The 17,503-nt window shown below is 42.2% G+C and carries 14 protein-coding genes and 1 tRNA gene; 14 read left to right on the top strand and 1 reads right to left on the bottom strand.

Annotated features, from left to right (window positions below; translation table 11 throughout):
- Window positions 1-221 precede the first annotated feature (221 nt).
- Complete coding sequence (locus tag AYR53_RS00140; RefSeq protein ID WP_068280053.1) at window positions 222-662, top strand: hypothetical protein; 441 nt, start codon at window positions 222-224, stop codon at window positions 660-662.
- A gap of 253 nt (window positions 663-915) precedes the next feature.
- On the opposite strand, the gene AYR53_RS00135 is transcribed toward AYR53_RS00140, so the two are convergent.
- Complete coding sequence (locus AYR53_RS00135; protein WP_068279055.1) at window positions 916-2,187, bottom strand: ISL3 family transposase; 1,272 nt, start codon at window positions 2,185-2,187, stop codon at window positions 916-918.
- 340 nt (window positions 2,188-2,527) lie between these two features.
- On the opposite strand from AYR53_RS00135, the gene trpX reads away from it, so the two are divergent.
- The 13 genes from trpX (at window position 2,528) to AYR53_RS00070 (ending at window position 17,484) form a co-directional block, all read left to right on the top strand.
- Window positions 2,528-3,532, top strand: a complete 1,005-nt coding sequence (trpX, locus tag AYR53_RS00130; protein WP_068280055.1) for a tryptophan ABC transporter substrate-binding protein — start codon at window positions 2,528-2,530, stop codon at window positions 3,530-3,532.
- Window positions 3,529-4,431, top strand: a complete 903-nt coding sequence (locus AYR53_RS00125) for an ABC transporter permease (protein WP_068222836.1) — start codon at window positions 3,529-3,531, stop codon at window positions 4,429-4,431. Before trpX ends, AYR53_RS00125 begins: the two co-directional genes overlap by 4 nt.
- Window positions 4,421-5,197, top strand: a complete 777-nt coding sequence (locus AYR53_RS00120) for an ABC transporter ATP-binding protein (protein ID WP_068222839.1) — start codon at window positions 4,421-4,423, stop codon at window positions 5,195-5,197. Before AYR53_RS00125 ends, AYR53_RS00120 begins: the two co-directional genes overlap by 11 nt.
- A gap of 878 nt (window positions 5,198-6,075) precedes the next feature.
- Window positions 6,076-8,259 carry a Tex family protein gene (locus tag AYR53_RS00115; protein WP_068280057.1) on the top strand — a complete coding sequence of 728 codons (2,184 nt, stop codon included), beginning with the start codon at window positions 6,076-6,078 and terminating at the stop codon, window positions 8,257-8,259.
- Entirely contained in the window at window positions 8,252-8,719 is a 468-nt protein-coding gene (locus AYR53_RS00110; protein WP_068280061.1) for a SprT family protein, read from the top strand. The genes AYR53_RS00115 and AYR53_RS00110 overlap by 8 nt, the downstream gene beginning before the upstream one ends.
- Window positions 8,712-9,992 (top strand): homoserine dehydrogenase, encoded by a 1,281-nt coding sequence (locus tag AYR53_RS00105; protein ID WP_068280063.1) that lies wholly within the window; start codon window positions 8,712-8,714, stop codon window positions 9,990-9,992. The genes AYR53_RS00110 and AYR53_RS00105 overlap by 8 nt, the downstream gene beginning before the upstream one ends.
- A gap of 230 nt (window positions 9,993-10,222) precedes the next feature.
- Entirely contained in the window at window positions 10,223-11,092 is an 870-nt protein-coding gene (gene thrB, locus AYR53_RS00100) for a homoserine kinase (RefSeq protein WP_082920412.1), read from the top strand.
- A gap of 70 nt (window positions 11,093-11,162) precedes the next feature.
- Window positions 11,163-11,247: transfer RNA gene (locus AYR53_RS00095), tRNA-Leu, on the top strand.
- 250 nt (window positions 11,248-11,497) lie between these two features.
- A complete protein-coding gene (locus AYR53_RS00090) occupies window positions 11,498-14,356 on the top strand; it encodes a sigma-54-dependent transcriptional regulator (RefSeq protein ID WP_068280069.1) in 2,859 nt (952 codons plus the stop codon).
- A gap of 235 nt (window positions 14,357-14,591) precedes the next feature.
- A complete protein-coding gene (locus tag AYR53_RS00085; protein WP_068222861.1) occupies window positions 14,592-14,996 on the top strand; it encodes a PTS sugar transporter subunit IIA in 405 nt (134 codons plus the stop codon).
- 25 nt (window positions 14,997-15,021) lie between these two features.
- On the top strand, window positions 15,022-15,525 hold the full coding sequence (locus tag AYR53_RS00080; protein ID WP_068222864.1) for a PTS sugar transporter subunit IIB: 504 nt from the start codon (window positions 15,022-15,024) through the stop codon (window positions 15,523-15,525).
- A 129-nt stretch (window positions 15,526-15,654) separates the two neighbouring features.
- Window positions 15,655-16,626 carry a mannose/fructose/sorbose PTS transporter subunit IIA gene (locus tag AYR53_RS00075; RefSeq protein ID WP_068222867.1) on the top strand — a complete coding sequence of 324 codons (972 nt, stop codon included), beginning with the start codon at window positions 15,655-15,657 and terminating at the stop codon, window positions 16,624-16,626.
- Between the two features lie 39 nt (window positions 16,627-16,665).
- Window positions 16,666-17,484, top strand: a complete 819-nt coding sequence (locus AYR53_RS00070) for a PTS mannose/fructose/sorbose transporter subunit IIC (RefSeq protein WP_068280071.1) — start codon at window positions 16,666-16,668, stop codon at window positions 17,482-17,484.
- Window positions 17,485-17,503: the final 19 nt, after the last annotated feature.

Here is a 17,503-nt window from a genome sequence, read left to right as displayed (position 1 = left end):
GTTGTAGCTAACCGCAGGAAGCTGCTTTTTCAACCACGTTTACACTAAATAAAGGTATTTTTTAAACAAGCCTAAGCTAAAAAATAGGTTTGTGGTAAAATGAGTTGGAATTAAAATCCAAATAATAAAAAAATATCTTCGTGATTATCAGCAATACATTGAAGGTATAAACAGTAGTTACGCCAAAACTCATTTGTGTTGTAACCGCTAGGAGGCAAATTATGTCAAAAGCACAACAATTAAAAACCCATTACGCTCACGTTGTTGATTCAATGATTCAGACAACCCAAAATTTAACTAGTCAGTTAAATGGCGATTACGAGTTGATTAAACAAGCAATTGCCACCGATACTGTGAGTGAAATTGCCAATGACCAATGGCTGAGTATAAAAAAGAACTTTAATGCCGGAGTTGCGGATTACCAGAAAAGTTTAGAAACACTAAAAGACGTGCGACCACCGGCAAAGGCGATGGGCTTACAGCATTCACTCCTAGCAGCTTACACGGATTATGTTGCTGGATGTGGGGCAATGGCAGATGCGGTTGATGCTGAAAAACATACCGTTGACGTATCGGCATTTACAGCGGCAGAAAAGCAGCAGGATCAGGCGTCAGAGGCAATGAACAAGCAAGTAAGTCGCTTGTCATCCGTACTTTCTTAAATCAGGATTAAAATTTAGGTTGACAAACTCTCATTTTATTTTTATACTTTAACTATTCAAATTAGAAATAACGAGGTCACAGTTATGAAAACAAGTAATCGTCAAAAGTTGAATCGCCAGTTCTGGCAAAGCCAACATTAGACGGATTGACGTAGGTGCAATCTGTCAGATGCAGATTGTATCTATGTTGGCTGTGCTCTTTTAAAAGGCTCTTCGTCAACTGTTGTTGGTGAATCCATATTTCGAGTTCTAATCACTTCGTGATTAGGGCTCTTTTTGTTTTGATTTTGAAAACGTATAGTACTCGAGTTCTAAACCTCCAGAAGCTGCGATAGCCAAAACTGGCTCGTTTGATCGCCTTGATTTTATTATTAGAACCTTCCAAAGGACCATTTGAATAGTGTGTGGTAAAGGTGTTACGAATCTCATCATGATGGCTTTCAAGTGTTTTAATCGTGTTCTTCATTTCTTCAGAATACGTTTTGTTATTCCAAAATGCCGCATTGTAGTTATGCCAATCTTGATGTTGGACAGCTGACCGGACGCTGTTTAAGACTTGATAAGTTTGTTCTAGTTCTGAATCCAACGATAACAGCTGATGGACAACATCGGTGGCAGCCATCCAGTAAGGAAAATTAGTCCACTTTTTGAATTGTTCAAAGTTAAGCTGTTCAGTTGGTACTAACAACAGCTTCCAGTAGCGCTTAAGGGCGTGAAATTCGCGAGAAGACGGGGTAAACTTCTTCATCACCTTGATTCTGGTTTTGTTAAACGCCCGATTTAGGGCGTTGATAATATGAAACTTGTCCATGACCACCATGGCATTGGGGAACACGGTCTGCACAAGCTTGGGGTAGGTATAATTCATATCAGTCACAATAATTTTGACGTTTTCTCGGGCAGCTTGATCGAAGCGGTAAAAATACTTCTCTAGTTTATTGATGGTTCGATAAGGGAGTAAGTCGATTAATTCATGGGTTTCGCCATTCATGAACTCAAAGCTCATGGCACCAGTAGCGCTCTTGGTACTCTTCACCTCATCCATTAAGATGATCTCTGGTAAATAGTGCCAATTGGTTTGAAAGTCTCGTTCAGCGCGCATTAACTGGCGGCCCACAAATGAATCTGATGCCGATACTTCATTGGCAATGTGCTTCAAAGAGACCGGTTCACCGAGCTTCTCTAGGCATTCTTTGCGGCTGGTGTTTGAAATTGTACAGTGTTTCGGAACTGCCAATGTTTGTGCAAGAAAGTTGCCGTGACATTCTTTACAGTGGAAATAGCGGCGCTTTAAGGCTAAGATGACGGTGTTGCTCAGAACCTTCGAGAATCTGATAGTGGTATTGCGCCAGCCGTAGTTAATAATCTTTTGATCATTGATAATCCCGCACTTGGGACAAGCCTTCGGCGTGTAATCCAAGTGGCCAGTTAAGCGAATAACCCCGTCTTCTCCAGTTTCACCGTCAGTAATTTTTAGGTTCTCGTCAGCTATTCCTAATAATAATTTTGTAGTATCATGACACATAGGGCATTTCCTTCTTTCTGAAAAATCTTCGTGGTGGTTGACTTGGATGAACGGACAGGAAATGTCCGCTTTTTTATTCTAGCCATAAATAAAAAATCTGTCATCAGTAATAGATGAAAATCTATTACCAACAACAGATATTGTAGAACCTTTTAAAAGTGCCCGCATAGATCGTATACTATGCGGGTTTTTGTTTGCTTAAAGCAATTACCCACCAGACTGGGCAATTGCTTTTTTGTTTGAAATGCATTTTCCAAACACACTTAGGTTATTTCGTAAGGGGAGGAATTATTATGTTAGAGCTGCAACAGGTTGTAAAACAAATTGGGGGCGGACAAAAATGAAACGAATGATCGGCTTGATTGCTATTCTGGTTGCTTTTTTGGGAGTTGCTTTCTTTCAAGAAGGTGGCGTTAAAACGGCAGCACCACAAGAAGTTAAGAAACCAACCATCGGTATTTTACAAACAATGTCGCATCCGGCGTTGGATCAAATCACAAAAGGCACGATTGATCAGTTAAAGAAGCGGGGCTACGTCAACGGTAAGACGGCCAAGATTGATTTTGAAAATGCCCAGGGTGATCAAAGTAACCTTAAATCAATGGCGGATCGGTTTGACAATGAAGATACCGATCTTAATATTGGGATTGCAACACCAGCGGCTCAATCAATTGCCAACGCAAATAAAACGACACCATTGATTCTTGGTGCAATCTCCAATCCAAAGAGCGCCGGGTTAGTCAGTAACTACAAGCACCCAGGTGGTAACATTACTGGGGTTTCGAACTTGACACCAACGAATGATCAAATTCGTTTGGTTCGTGAGATCATGCCTAACGTTAAGGAGCTAGGTGTGATGTACACTTCTGGTGATCCTTCGGCGGCCGCTGAAGTTAAAGTAGTACGACAAGTAGCGCCTAAGTACGGATTTAAGCTTAAAGAATTCACTGTTTCTAATTCCAGTGATGTGGATCAAGTTGCACAAACGATGTTGCAACAGGTTAAGGCCGTATACGTGCCAACGGATAATACCATTGCAACTGCGATGCAAACTTTGGTAAAAGATGCTAACAATGCGCATGTACCCGTATTTCCACCAGCTGGAACAATGGTTCATGATGGTGGTTTGGCCACTTACGGAATCAATCAGTATCAATTAGGAGTTGCCACAGGAAATATGGCGGCCGATGTGTTGCAAGGCAAAGCAAAACCAGCAACAACGCCAATCAAAATTATTGCTAAGGGCGATTTAGTGCTAAATATGAAAGAAGCCAAGTTATTGGGGATCAATATTCCGACACACTTAGTGAACGAAGCTTCTAAAAAAGGAGAGATCATTCGATGAGTTTAATAGTATCTGCAATTGGGCAAGGCCTATTATGGGGCATTATGGGCGTTGGATTATTCCTAACTTTTAGAATCTTAGATTTTCCAGATATGACTGTTGAAGGAACTTTCCCGTTTGGAGCGGCAGTTTGTGTGACGGCAATTACTCACGGTGTTTCACCGATTTTGGCGACACTCTTGGCTTTTGGTGCGGGGCTGCTAGCGGGGCTTGTCACTGGGTTACTGTACACCAAAGGTAAAATTCCGATTTTGTTAGCCGGAATCCTTGTAATGACGGCGTTATATTCGATTAATTTACGGGTAATGGGTAAAGCAAATGTGTCTTTGTTAAATCAAAAAACATTATTCAGCTTTCCATTCTTAAAGGCATTACCACAATATTTTGACAGTATTTTTATTGGTCTGTGTTTAGTGATCGTAACGATTGTCTTCTTAGTTTGGTTCTTACAAACTGAATTAGGCCAGTCCTTTATTGCAACTGGTGATAATGAATTCATGGCCCGTTCATTAGGAATTAAAACGGACGGTATGAAAATTATGGGCCTAATGGTCTCTAATGGTTTTATCGGTCTATCCGGTGGCTTGATGGCTCAAAGTAACGGTTACGCCGATGTTTCAATGGGGATTGGGGTCATCGTTATTGGTCTTGCCTCAATTATTATCGGCGAAGTTGTTTTTGGCGAATTAACCATGAATCAACGCTTAGTTGCCGTAGTTCTTGGCAGTATTCTTTACCGCTTCGTTATCCTGATCGTCTTGCAATTAGGCTTCAACACCAATGATCTGAAATTAATTTCGGCGGTTGTCTTGGCCTTTGCTTTGATGCTACCAGCATTTCAGACTAAATTTCATACGCGGCAAATGATTCGAAAGGGGCTGACAACACATGACGACTAAAGAAGAATTATTAAGTTTAAAGGATGTTGTAGTCTCAGTTAATAATGGTAACGAATTGCGACCAATTCTAAAAAAACTAAACTTAACCATTAACGCTGGCGACTTCATTACAATTTTAGGAACAAATGGTGCTGGTAAAACAACGTTATTCAATACGATTGCCGGTAACCTCCACCCAACCAGTGGCCAAGTTTTACTACGTGGCCAAAATATTGCGCAACAAAATGAAGAGCAGCGAGCCAGCTTTTTAGCCCGTGTTTTCCAGGATCCAAAAATGGGAACGGCCCCGCGAATGACGGTCGCTGAGAATTTATTGTTAGCAACGCAACGTGGTCAAAGAAGAGGATTACGATTACGCAAGTTACGCCAAAATCGTGATCGTTTTCGTGAAATGTGCGCTGAAATGGGAAATGGTTTAGAAAACCATTTGGACACACCAACGGGTAATTTATCTGGTGGGCAACGACAGGCGCTAAGCTTGTTAATGGCGACTTTGACCAGCCCTGATATTTTACTGTTGGATGAGCACACGGCGGCACTTGATCCAAAAACGAGTGAACAATTAATGCAATATACCATGGAACGAATTAATCAGAATCACCTTACTTGTTTAATGATTACCCATCATCTAGAGGATGCGCTCAAGTACGGTAATCGTTTAGTGGTTATCGATGACGGCCGCATTGAAGCGGATTATGATGCTAAACAAAAGCAGACGATGACCCGGGAGAAATTGTACGATTTCTTTGATGAAACAATTGGTTAAATAGTTAATGAAAAACGGCAGCGTGAAGTGACTCATTGTACCAGACTAAAATCTGGTGGGGAGTTACTGAACGCTGTTTTTTTGATGTGGCGGTTGGAAAATATTTTTACTAGTAGGTACTGGGCTAAATTAGTATAACCGTGTTTGAAAAAGTAGATTATTGCGTATGGCTGCGCGGCTCTTTTCGCCTAGCTGCCATGTTTCTTGCGGTGATCGAGACGAATTGGGTTGAGGAAACACAGTTATGGACTGTATAACTGTGCCCTTAGTTTTTCGCCACAAGAATGGTCAACGTTCGTAGCATCAAGGAATATTAGTGCTCTTTGCTAATATTCTTCCTCCATTGCGGAGTAGTAGGCTATACTCCATAATCTAACCGCTTTTCAGGCACTCTCAGTTTAAACGTGTTTGAAAAAGCAGATTCCTGCGGTTGTCATGTTTTAACTTGGCGGTTTTCGCCGTGCTAGTTCTTGCGGCACGTACTTTGCCACAAGAATAGACAACATTTGTAGCATCATGAGTTATTTGCGCTTCTTGCAAATAACTAACCGTAATTGCGAAGTAGTAGTTGAATGGACAACGTATGGAGCATCAAGATTATTATCGTACTTGGTTAATAATCCTCAATTGCGAAATAGTAGCTACGATCGCCAAATCATCTGTTTCACAGATAATTCGTCAATCTAGGCTGCGATTCGGACTTCGGTTTATCCTAGTCCGATCGACATCGTTAGTAATCCTCGGAATCTAACCGCTTTTTCAAACACTCTCTAGTAATTTAGGTGAAAAGTACCGTATAATAAAGGCTAGAAGAAACCACTGACAAATAAATGATCTATTGTTTAAGTCGTGAAAATTAAGTGTAGGAGAATTAGTAAATGGATAACGCAGTTTTACAGCGGACAATTAAATTACTGCCCCAATATCAAGCAAAACAAATTAAGGCAACGTTAGAACTATTGACCAGTAGCAATACGGTTCCCTTTGTGGCTCGTTACCGAAAAGAAGCTACTGGTAATTTAGATGAAGTTCAGATTCGGGAGATTGAGTCTGCCTACCATTATCAGGGTAACTTGAGTAAACGCCAGGCTGAAGTTTCCAATATTATTGCCGAACAGGATAAGCTGACTGATAAATTACGTCAACAAATTGCTGCGGCACAAACGCTTCAGGAAGTGGAAGATCTTTATTTACCGTACAAGCAAAAGCGCCGAACCAAAGCTACGATTGCTAAAGAAAGTGGTTTAGCGCCTTTTGCAACTTATTTATTGCAACTACCAAATAGTTCGGCGACTGTACTACAACAAAAGGCTGAGGAATACGTTGATTCGGAAAAAAATGTTCCTGACGTGCCGGCCGCTTTCGCCGGAGCTCACGAAATTTTGGCAGAGCAATTTAGTGATAACGCAGATTTCCGTCGTTGGATTCGGCAATATACGGAAAAAAATGCGCATTTTATTTCGCAAGTTAAAACTAAGGCGGAAGATGAAAAGCAAGTCTACGCAATTTATTATGATTTTAACGAACCTCTAGCAAAGATGGTGTCTTACCGTGTTTTAGCAATCAATCGGGGCGAAAAAGCTGGTATTCTCAAGGCTCATCTTGAAGTCTCCGACCGACCGATCATTTGGCACATGGCGCAACAAGTCTTGCGGGGCACGACTAATGCTGCAGCGCAGTATGTTCAAACGGCAATCGAGGATGCTTATAAACGGTTTATTGGTCCCGCAATTGAGCGGGAAATCCGGAACCAATTAACCGAAAGCGCTGGCGACCAAGCAATTGCCGTTTTCGGTGATAATTTGAAGCATTTGTTATTACAAGCACCATTAAAGGGCCGGGTTGTTTTGGGCTTTGATCCAGCTTACCGCACGGGCTGCAAATTAGCCGTGGTTGATCCGACCGGAAAATTTCTAGATAAATTAGTCATTTACCCGCACAAACCAGCTAACGCCGAAAAGCGCAAGGCTGCAGCACCGGCGTTTAAAAATTTAATTGAGAAAAATCAGGTTGAAATGATTGCAATTGGTAACGGAACGGCTAGCCGAGAATCAGAACAGTTTGTCGCTGAAGTGCTAAAAACAATTGACCGGAAAGTTTATTATGTCATTGTTAACGAGGCCGGTGCCAGTGTTTATTCGGCCAGTCAAGTGGCCCGGGACGAGTTTCCTGAGTTTAACGTTGAAGAACGAAGCGCAGTCAGTATTGCCCGACGATTGCAGGACCCACTGGCCGAGTTGATTAAGATTGACCCAAAGGCGGTTGGGGTTGGCCAGTATCAACATGACGTTTCCCAAAAGCATTTGGGCGAGCAGCTAGATGTTGTTGTGGAAAATGTGGTAAATAGTGTTGGGGTTAACGTTAATACGGCCAGCCCTGAGTTGTTAGCACATATTTCTGGTTTGACGAAAACAACGGCCCACAATATTGTTAATATGCGTAATGAGGTTGGTAATTTTTCCGATCGGAAGGCGCTCAAAAAAGTGCCCCGTTTAGGACCAAAAGCGTTTGAACAGTCAGTTGGGTTTCTTCGCATTATTGGCGGGAAAACAATTTTGGACAATACTGATATTCATCCGGAAAGTTATTCATTGGCTAAGCAAATTTTGGCCCATTTTGATTTAACTTTGGCTGATGTTGGTCGCCAAAAGGCAAAGAATACTTTGCAGCAGGCAAACGTGACTGAGTTAGCTAATGAATTTGAGGTTGGCGCCGTTACGTTACAAGATATTATTGCTGGGTTGATCAAACCAGGTCGTGATTTGCGAGATGATTTTGCGCAACCATTATTACGGACGGACGTGTTGACGATCGCCGATTTAAAAGCAGGGATGGCCTTAGAAGGTACCGTGCGGAATGTGATTGATTTTGGCGCTTTTGTCGACATCGGTGTTAAGCATGATGGTTTGGTGCATATTTCGCAATTAGCCAATCATTTTGTCAAGCGACCTAGCGATGTGGTCTCGGTTGGTGATATTGTGCACGTTTGGGTCTTAGCGGTTGATAAAGAGCGTGAACGGGTGCAGCTAACCATGTTGCCGCCAGAGGAAAAGCATGGATAACACTGACTTAACTAAATTGGTGCAGGAGGTTTCGTTAACCTCATTTAGGCGGCCTTTTAAGCACGTTGCTGTTTTTAATTCGCGTTTACGGACAACTGGGGGCCGGTATGATTTACGTGATCACCATATTGACATTAATCCCAAAATGTATCAGCATTATGGCAAGCAAGTTTTAATTGGTATTATCAAGCATGAACTGTGTCATTACCATTTACATTTAACTGGTAGCGGCTATCAACACCGAGATGCGGCCTTTAAAAAATTATTACTTCAGGTTGGTGGGAGTCGCTACGCACCGGCTTTACCGCAGCAAGTTGGCAAAAATAAATACCAGTACGTCTGTCGCAAGTGCGGTCATCGTTACCAACGACAGCGACGAATTAATTTGAAAAAGTATGTTTGTGGCCATTGTCACGGTCATTTACAGTTAATTACAGAAAGAGGGGAATCTTATGCGTGAAATTGGGATTGGTTTGCTAGGTTTAGGGACGGTTGGCAGCGGGGTTGTTCGTTTGTTACAGGATAATCAGGCGAAGATTTCATCAATTACTGGCCGCCGGTTAACCATCAAGCGAGTCATCGTTCGGCACCCAGAAAAGCACCGTGATACTAAGCTGGATGGTGTACCGATGACGGCCAACATTGAGGATATGATCCAGGATCCAGCCGTTCAAATTGTAGTTGAAGTGATGGGAACCATTCAACTGGCGGAAGACTACATAAAACGTCTATTACAAGCGGGGAAACACGTTGTTACTGCCAATAAGGATCTAATTGCCCAAAAAGGCGGCGAATTGGTTGATATTGCGGCAAAGAAACAACGTGATTTGATGTATGAGGCTAGTGTTGCTGGTGGGATTCCAATTTTACGAACGATTGTTAATAGTTTTGCTGCTGACCAGATTTTAGAAGTTAGTGGGATCGTTAACGGAACAACTAACTATATTTTGACGCAAATGAACCAGAAGAAAGTTAGTTACGCAGCGGCCTTGAAATCAGCCCAGGACTTAGGCTTTGCCGAAAGTGATCCAACAAATGACGTGATGGGAATTGACGCTGCTTATAAAATGATTATCTTAACTCAGTTTGCTTTTGGAATGAGCCTTAAATTGGAGAATGTGACTGTTGAAGGAATTGACAAGGTTCGTTTAGAAGACATTCAGCAGGCACAAAGTTTAGGCTACACGATCAAATTAATTGGTGACGCCAAGGAAATTGATGGAAAGGCCAGTGTTTCGGTGGGACCAACATTAATTGCAAACAGCAATCCATTGGCGGCCGTGCAAAATGAAAATAATGCTGTAGTTGTTAAAAGTGCAGCGGTTGGTAACACAATGTTTTACGGACCCGGTGCAGGTGAGTTACCAACGGCCAATAGTGTTGTCAGTGACATTATTGCGGTAACCAAGGATATTGGGATTGGCATTACCGGTAATACTTTTAACAGCTACCGACACCAGGTGGCCATTGCACCTAATAGTGCAGTTAAATCTGCGTACTACCTTGCATTAAAGGTTCGGGACATTCCGGGACAAATGTTGGCCTTAACGCGAATTATGGCTGAATCAAAGGCCAGTTTCCGCCAGATTTTTCAAACGTCCAGCGATGGTGATTTCGCCCGGGTGGTTATGATTACCCACGAAATTAGTTTGGCCCAATTAGAGAAAGTTCAGGAAAAAGTGGCCGTATTAGAAAACATTGAATTAATCTCTAGTTACCGCGTTTTGGATTAACTATAGCTCTAAAGAATTGAGGCGGGCCATGTTTCCCGGGCACGGTTTTCGTGCTAGGAGAATGGCTATCATCCGAAAATAAGATTTTGCGGTAACGTAAAAAGACCTTAAAGAATTGAGGAGGCCATGTTTCGAGTGCACGATTTTCGTGCTAGGAGAATGGACATCATCCGAAAATGGGATTTTGCGGTAACGTAAAATAGACCTTATAGAATTGAGGAGGAATGAAAGTGACAGTTATTCGTGTACCGGCGACAAGCGCCAACCTTGGACCAGGTTTTGATTCAATTGGGATTGCCTTAAATTTATATCTGACTTTAGAAATAAAAGAAGCACGGCAGGATTGGTTAATGACGCAGCCCTTTAGTGCCGACATTCCTTCCGACAAACGTAATCTTATCATCAAAACGGCTTTGGCCTTAGTACCTGATTTACCACCACATCATTTGGTGGAAACGACAAATATTCCTTTGGCTCGCGGCTTAGGCAGTAGTTCTTCGGCGATTGTTGCGGGAATTGAATTGGCTAACCAGCTTGGTGGGCTAGGCCTGAGCAATGAAGAGAAGTTACAAATTGCGGTTCGCCTAGAAGGTCATCCAGATAATGTAGCGCCAGCAATTTACGGTAACTTTGTCGTTGCGACATTTGATGGTGTTCAAGCAAATGCAATCAGTGCACCATTTCCGGCGGCAAAGGCGTTGGTCTTTGTGCCGGAGACTGAGTTATTGACTGCAAAAAGTCGCGCAGTATTACCCAAACAGTTACCACTAAGAAATGCTGTTGCGACCAGCTCGGCGGCTAATGTTTTAGTGGCGGCCGTTTTGCGGGGTAATTTACAATTGGCAACCCAAATGATGGGCCGCGACCAATTCCACGAAACTTATCGCCAGCAGTTAGTTCCTCAGCTGGGTAAGATTCGCAAAGTATTGCAGAATGAAGGAATTTACGGAACTTACTTAAGTGGCGCTGGGCCAACGGTGTTGACAATGGTTGCACCGGAGAGCTTGACCACTGCCCAAAAAGCCGTTAAGCAGTTAGCGCTGGCAGGTAAATGGTTAACGCTGGATGTAGACGCCAGTGGATTAATGGTGACTAAGTAGTTTCTGAGAAGTCTTTAAAAAAAAGTTGCACCAGTAAAAATAATTTGCTAAACTATAAAAGTTGGCAATTGCGGTTGTGGCGGAATGGCAGACGCGTCAGATTAAGGATCTGGTGGGATATATTTCCCGTGCTGGTTCAAGTCCAGTCAGCCGCATCAATGATAGATTTGATTAAAAGATTGAGGTTTAGACCTCAGTCTTTTTTTGTCCATTTAAATAATTGGCCGCAAGATCTGTGCTAATGCTTTTTTAATTAATTTAGCGTAAACGTATTAAAGTAAATCGATCAATGATACACTAATGTAAATTGACAGCGGTTTATAGTAGTTATTATAATGGGGTTAGGATCTTTCATTTGATACACTAGTAGTTGGATTGTACGGGGATTTTGAAGGGAGCAAGCAGATGAGGCGTGTTGAGCGAATTTATGATTACGTTTTAGATGATACTAAGCAACTAACGGCCACTGCAATTGAACAAGGTGCAGGGCCGACAACTAAATCAGTTGCCGCGGCCTTGGAAATTGTACGACCGAATGTTTCGAAGGCACTAAATGATTTGGTTCGTTCTGGGAAATTACAAAAACTAGCTGGCCGGCCAGTGCGTTATTTACCAGCCAAATTTTTGGTTCAACCTGATGCAATCATACGCAAAACGGCCGATCCGGTAACTGCAATGCCAGCACAACCCACGCAAGTGACCAATACTTTCTCAGTTAGTAAAACTGATTTCTTCGATAAAATGATTGGGGCAAATGGGAGTCTAAAGAACCAAGTGGAACAGGCCAAGGCGGCCATGCTTTATCCACCTAAGGGGTTAAATACATTAATTGTTGGCCCAACTGGTTCTGGTAAAACTTTTTTTGCCAATGGGATGTATCAATTTTCGCAAATTCACCACATTATTGATAAGAATCAACCATTGATTACCTTTAATTGTGCTGATTACGCTCATAATCCAGAGTTGTTGATGTCACATCTGTTCGGGTACACCAAGGGTTCGTTTACCGGCGCCAACGAAGATAAGGATGGTCTTATTCAGGAAGCAAATGGCGGCATGCTTTTTCTCGATGAAGTTCACCGATTGCCACCAGAAGGCCAAGAGATGATCTTTTATTTTATGGATCACGGAACGTATAGCCGACTGGGCGAAACTGCAAAAACACATCACGCCGACGTTCGCTTAGTGTGTGCGACGACTGAAAATCCCGAGAGTAGTCTGTTAGCAACTTTTGTCCGCCGAATTCCGATTCTCATTCAGCTACCGACGTTTAATACGCGGCCGGCCAATGAACGATTGTCCTTATCACGCGCGTTATTTTCATTAGAGGCTAACCGGATTCATAAACAGATTCGGTTATCCGAAGATGTGGTTAAGGCTTTGCTGGGCAGTGTTACTTACGGAAACGTTGGCCAATTAAAGTCGAACATTCAGTTGGTCTGTGCCAAGGGCTTTTTGAAAAATATGCAGTCACAGGATGAAATTGTGATTACTTCGGAAGATTTACCGGACAACATTAAGATGGGGATCGCGGCTCTTGCGTCAGATCGGGATGAATTAGGCGAGGTCACCAAATTGCTTGAGCCCTACATGACCGTAGCACCTGAGGAAGCAACTGCCTTGGTCAAGGAAGACGCCTATGAGTTACCCTATAATCTTTACGAAATTATTGGTAGTAAGGCGGCCATTTTAAAGTCAGAGGGGCTTGATCAGGAGCACATCAATAATTTTATTACGACGGATATCAATATTCATTTGAAATCATTTTATAAAAAAAGCGATTTAGATGCACCTGAAGATGATAAACTGGCCGATATCGTTGATAATGATATTATTAATTTTACGAAGCAAGTTCAATTAAAGGTGCAGGACATGTTAGGCTACACCTTTAAGCAAAATTTTGTGTACGCGGTTAGTTTACACATCTCATCCTTTGTTAAGCGTGTTCAGTCGGGAAAAGTGATTCGCAGTATTAGTGATGATCTAAAAGAAATGGTGGCGGATTACCCGCAAGAATTGGATGCGGCTGGTTTGATCAAAAAAGATTTAGAAGATCATTACCAAGTGCCGATTCCCCAGTCAGAAGTCTATTACATCACGATTTTACTTGCCTCTTTAAAATCTGATCAAGTTGCCGGTAAAGTTGGTGTCGTGGTTGCGGCTCATGGTAGTAGTACGGCCAGTTCAATGGTGGAAGTTGTGGCCAAATTATTGTCACCGGACAATATTGCCGCCTACGATATGCCAGTTGAGATGAGCCCTAAGGTCGCTTACGGCGGCATCGTTAAAAAGGTTCGTCAGGTTGATCAAGGTAACGGTGTTTTACTGTTAGTGGATATGGGCTCGTTGTCGACCTTTTCCCAACAGCTATTTAATGAAACTGGAATTGAGGTCAAAACGGTTGATATGGTGACAACGGCGATGATTTTAGAGGCCGTTCGCAAAACCGAGATGATCGATAATGATTTGGCGGCCATTTATCAGGAATTAAAGGAATTTGGGGGCTATTCCAAAGTTAACGCCGAGACGTTGCCCAATGCGGAAATGTTTACGCAACATAGCAAGGAACCACTCGCAAATTTGCCCAAAGGAATTATTGCGATTTGCTCAACTGGGGAAGGAACTGCCGTTAAGATCAAGCAAATGCTCGATAAAAAATTAGCCCAGCGGTTAGACGATGATATTACTGTGATTCCAATTTCAGTGGTTAATATGAACCAAACGATCTTTAACCTCAGCCAAAAATACCAGATTATCGCTACTACGGGAATTGTTAAACCAAATTTGAATGTTCCGTATATTTCCCTAGAAAAATTATTGCAAGGTGACGGGGAAGACTTCTTTGATCAGGTTATTGATGGATTAGACACAAAAGATATCCAAAAATCTAGTCCTAGTTTAACTAAGGAATTGTGTGAGGAGTACATGCGCGACTACTTCATGTACATTAATCCGCATAAATTAATCGATGTTCTTTGGTCCTATACGGATACGGTGAGCGGTGAATTGGCCGTTTCGTTTACCAATACATTTAGAATTGGTTTAATTTTACATGTTGCTGGCGCAATTGAACGTGCGTTACTGCGGGATCCGATTTCAGTTGACGATCATGAATTGGCAACAGTCACAAAGTCGCCCTACTATCACAGTATTCAAACAGCTAATCAATTATTACAGAGTAAGTTACAGCTTTCGTTAAATGATGCCGAAACTTACTATATTGAGCAATTATTCGATACACAAACTGAAAAATACGCTTCCTAAATTTTTGTTAATGTATCAATACACTAAAAAATAGTGTATTGATACATTTTTTTTGTGGCCGCAAATGGCCGCTAAACAGCGATTTATAACTAATACACAAAAGTTGGCACGGTATTTGCTTTATAGATAGGTGTACGACTGATTTAAACCAGCTTTAATTTAATTTAGGTTAGGCGCAGATAGTTTCAAAGGAGCTTTGATGGCCCATTTGAGACGTTCTCCAGGAGGTGAAACAGTGTTAGCAATTATCATTGCCAGCCACGGCAAATTTTCTGAAGGAATTTTGCAATCGTCCCAAATGATTTTTGGTGAGCAAGATTTGGTCAAGGCCATAACATTTATGCCTGATGAGGGCCCAGACGACTTAATGGATAAATTCCAGACGACGATTGAGTCATTCGGAGCCGATGATCAAATTCTTTTCTTGGTTGATTTGTTTGGCGGGTCACCGTTCAACACTGCAAGTCGGATTGTTGCTGAAGATTTGGATCGTTACGCTTTGGTCACCGGTGTGAATTTACCGATGTTATTGGAAGCGTATACTGTTCGGGACAAGCCGCTTGCTGCAGTTGTCACACACCTTGAAGAGACTGCTAGGGCGGGGGTTAAGCACTTAGATTTAACCATATTTCAGGAGTAACTAATGCTGAAAGGATCGAGTTATCGTGACAATGGACATTTGTTTAGCACGTGTCGATAGTCGCTTGCTTCACGGCCAAGTTGCTACTGTATGGACAAGAAGTGTGTCACCTAATCGCATTTTGATTGTTTCAGATAACGTGGCAAAGGATAAGTTACGTAAGACCCTGCTAGTACAAGCAGCACCGCCAAGTGTTCGAACAAGTGTCATTACGATTGATAAGATGATTCGGATTTATCAGGATCCCTTGTTCGACGATTTTAAAGTTTTGTTGTTAACGGAAACTGTTGAGGACATGGTGCGTTTAGTCAAGGGCGGCATTAACCTTAGTCACGTTGGAATTAACATTGGTAGTTTAGTTTTCTTGGACGGAATGAAGTTGATTACCAATTCAGTTGCCGTTGGTCAAGAACAGGCTGATGCACTACGTTATTTACATAACGAAGCGGATTTAGACGTTTTTGCCCAAAAAGTTCCGGCAGATCGTAAGCAAAATTTAGGCGATCTGCTCACAAAAAATGGTTTCTAATTGAAGGCTCAGACCCAGTGTCCGATCTTCATTTTAAACAATAAATTGACAGGTTTTCCTGTTGGTTGGGTAGTTGGATAGCTACTCTGCACTTATTCATAATATTTTATTGTAATGGGAGGTAAAAAGATGGTAGGAATTATCATTGCTAGTCATGGTAAATTCGCCGAAGGTATCTTGCAATCCGGAACAATGATTTTCGGGGAACAAGAAAACGTTAAAGCTGTTACGTTGATGCCAAGCGAAGGCCCTGATGACATTAAGGCAAAATTGGAAGATGCAGTTTCATCTTTCGATAATCAAGATGAAGTGTTGTTCTTAGTCGATCTTTGGGGCGGTACGCCGTTCAATCAAACAAACAATTTGTTTGAGGAGCATAAGGACAAGTGGGCGATCGTAACTGGTCTAAACTTGCCAATGTTGCTTGAGGCGTATGGTTCACGAATGTCAATGGATTCAGCACACAAAATTGCGGCACACATTTTAGCTTCAGGTAAAGACGGAGTTAAGATCCGGCCAGAAGAATTAGCACCTAAGGCTCCAGCAGCCAAGGCAGCTGATGCGGGTGCTAGTGCCGGTAAGCCTGGATCAATGAAATACGTGCTTTCACGGATTGATTCACGTTTACTTCATGGTCAAATTGCAACGGCTTGGACTAAATCAGTTCAACCAACGCGGATCATCGTTGTTTCAGATTCTGTTGCTAAGGATGATTTACGGAAGAACTTAATTCAACAGGCCGCACCAGTTGGTGTTAAGGCTCACGTTATTCCAATTTCACAAATGATCAAGATTGCCAAGGACGATAAGCATTTTGGTGGTCAACGTGCGCTCCTTCTTTTTGAAACACCACAAGATGCCTTACGGGTTATTGAAGGCGGTGTTCCAATCGAGACACTTAACGTTGGCTCAATGGCTCATTCAGTTGGTAAAGTACAACCAAATAAAGTTTTAGCTTTTGACCAAAACGATATTGATACTTTTGCTAAACTCAAAGCCGACGGCGTCAAATTTGATGTCCGGAAGGTTCCCGGTGATAATGGGGAAAACATGGATTCTATCCTCAAAAAAGCCGAAGACCAATTGAAACAACAGGCTTAGTTTTAGTAAATACTTGAAGGAAACGGAGGATTAATTACCATGAATTTAAACGCTATTCAAATGATACTGGTTGTTTTCGTTGCATTTTTAGCTGGTATGGAAGGTGTCTTGGATGAATTCCATTTTCACCAACCAGTTATCTCTTGTACGTTAATCGGCCTTGTAACCGGGGATTTAGTTCCTTGCTTAATTTTAGGTGGGACGTTACAAATGATCGCTTTAGGCTGGGCTAACGTTGGTGCCGCTGTTGCACCTGATGCTGCCTTAGCCGGTGTTGCATCCGCAATTATTTTAGTTTTAGGTGGTCAAGGCAAAGCTGGTGTATCATCTGCCATTGCCATTGCCGTACCACTTGCCGTAGCAGGATTATTATTAACAATTCTTGCTCGGACTGTTGCAACTGCTATTGTTCATATCATGGATCGTTATGCTGAAAAAGGTAGTTTTAGAGGCATTGAAACTTGGCATATTATCGCTATCTGTATGCAAGGTATCCGAATCGCTATTCCTGCTGCTTTAATCTTAGCAGTTGGTGCTGGCCCTGTAAGAAGCTTACTTAGCGCTATGCCTACTTGGTTAACTGAAGGCTTATCCATTGGTGGTGGTATGGTTGTTGCCGTTGGGTACGCAATGGTTATCAACATGATGGCTACTGCTGAAGTATGGCCATTCTTCGCCATTGGCTTCGTATTAGGAACCGTTAAAGACTTAACTTTGATTGGTCTTGGTGCTATTGGTGTTTCAATGGCACTCATTTACTTGACACTTTCTAAAATGGGTGGCTCAGGTAAAGGAAACGATAACGGTGGTGGATCCGGTTCTGGTGACCCACTCGGCGATGTCATAGATAATTATTAGTGAAGGGAGCGTACAGAAA

It is taken from the genome of Loigolactobacillus backii (assembly GCF_001663675.1).
Classification (GTDB): Bacteria; Bacillota; Bacilli; order Lactobacillales; family Lactobacillaceae; genus Loigolactobacillus; species Loigolactobacillus backii.
Note: the sequence above shows the minus strand (reverse complement) of the source record. Positions and strands in the feature narration are given on the sequence as shown.

Coding starts and splice junctions, on each gene's coding strand:
- AYR53_RS00140 (WP_068280053.1), top strand. CDS start 222: ATGTCAAAAGCACAACAATTAAAAACCCATTACGCTCACGTTGTTGAT.
- AYR53_RS00135 (WP_068279055.1), bottom strand. CDS start 2,187: ATGTGTCATGATACTACAAAATTATTATTAGGAATAGCTGACGAGAAC.
- trpX (WP_068280055.1), top strand. CDS start 2,528: ATGAAACGAATGATCGGCTTGATTGCTATTCTGGTTGCTTTTTTGGGA.
- AYR53_RS00125 (WP_068222836.1), top strand. CDS start 3,529: ATGAGTTTAATAGTATCTGCAATTGGGCAAGGCCTATTATGGGGCATT.
- AYR53_RS00120 (WP_068222839.1), top strand. CDS start 4,421: ATGACGACTAAAGAAGAATTATTAAGTTTAAAGGATGTTGTAGTCTCA.
- AYR53_RS00115 (WP_068280057.1), top strand. CDS start 6,076: ATGGATAACGCAGTTTTACAGCGGACAATTAAATTACTGCCCCAATAT.
- AYR53_RS00110 (WP_068280061.1), top strand. CDS start 8,252: ATGGATAACACTGACTTAACTAAATTGGTGCAGGAGGTTTCGTTAACC.
- AYR53_RS00105 (WP_068280063.1), top strand. CDS start 8,712: ATGCGTGAAATTGGGATTGGTTTGCTAGGTTTAGGGACGGTTGGCAGC.
- AYR53_RS00090 (WP_068280069.1), top strand. CDS start 11,498: ATGAGGCGTGTTGAGCGAATTTATGATTACGTTTTAGATGATACTAAG.
- AYR53_RS00075 (WP_068222867.1), top strand. CDS start 15,655: ATGGTAGGAATTATCATTGCTAGTCATGGTAAATTCGCCGAAGGTATC.
- AYR53_RS00070 (WP_068280071.1), top strand. CDS start 16,666: ATGAATTTAAACGCTATTCAAATGATACTGGTTGTTTTCGTTGCATTT.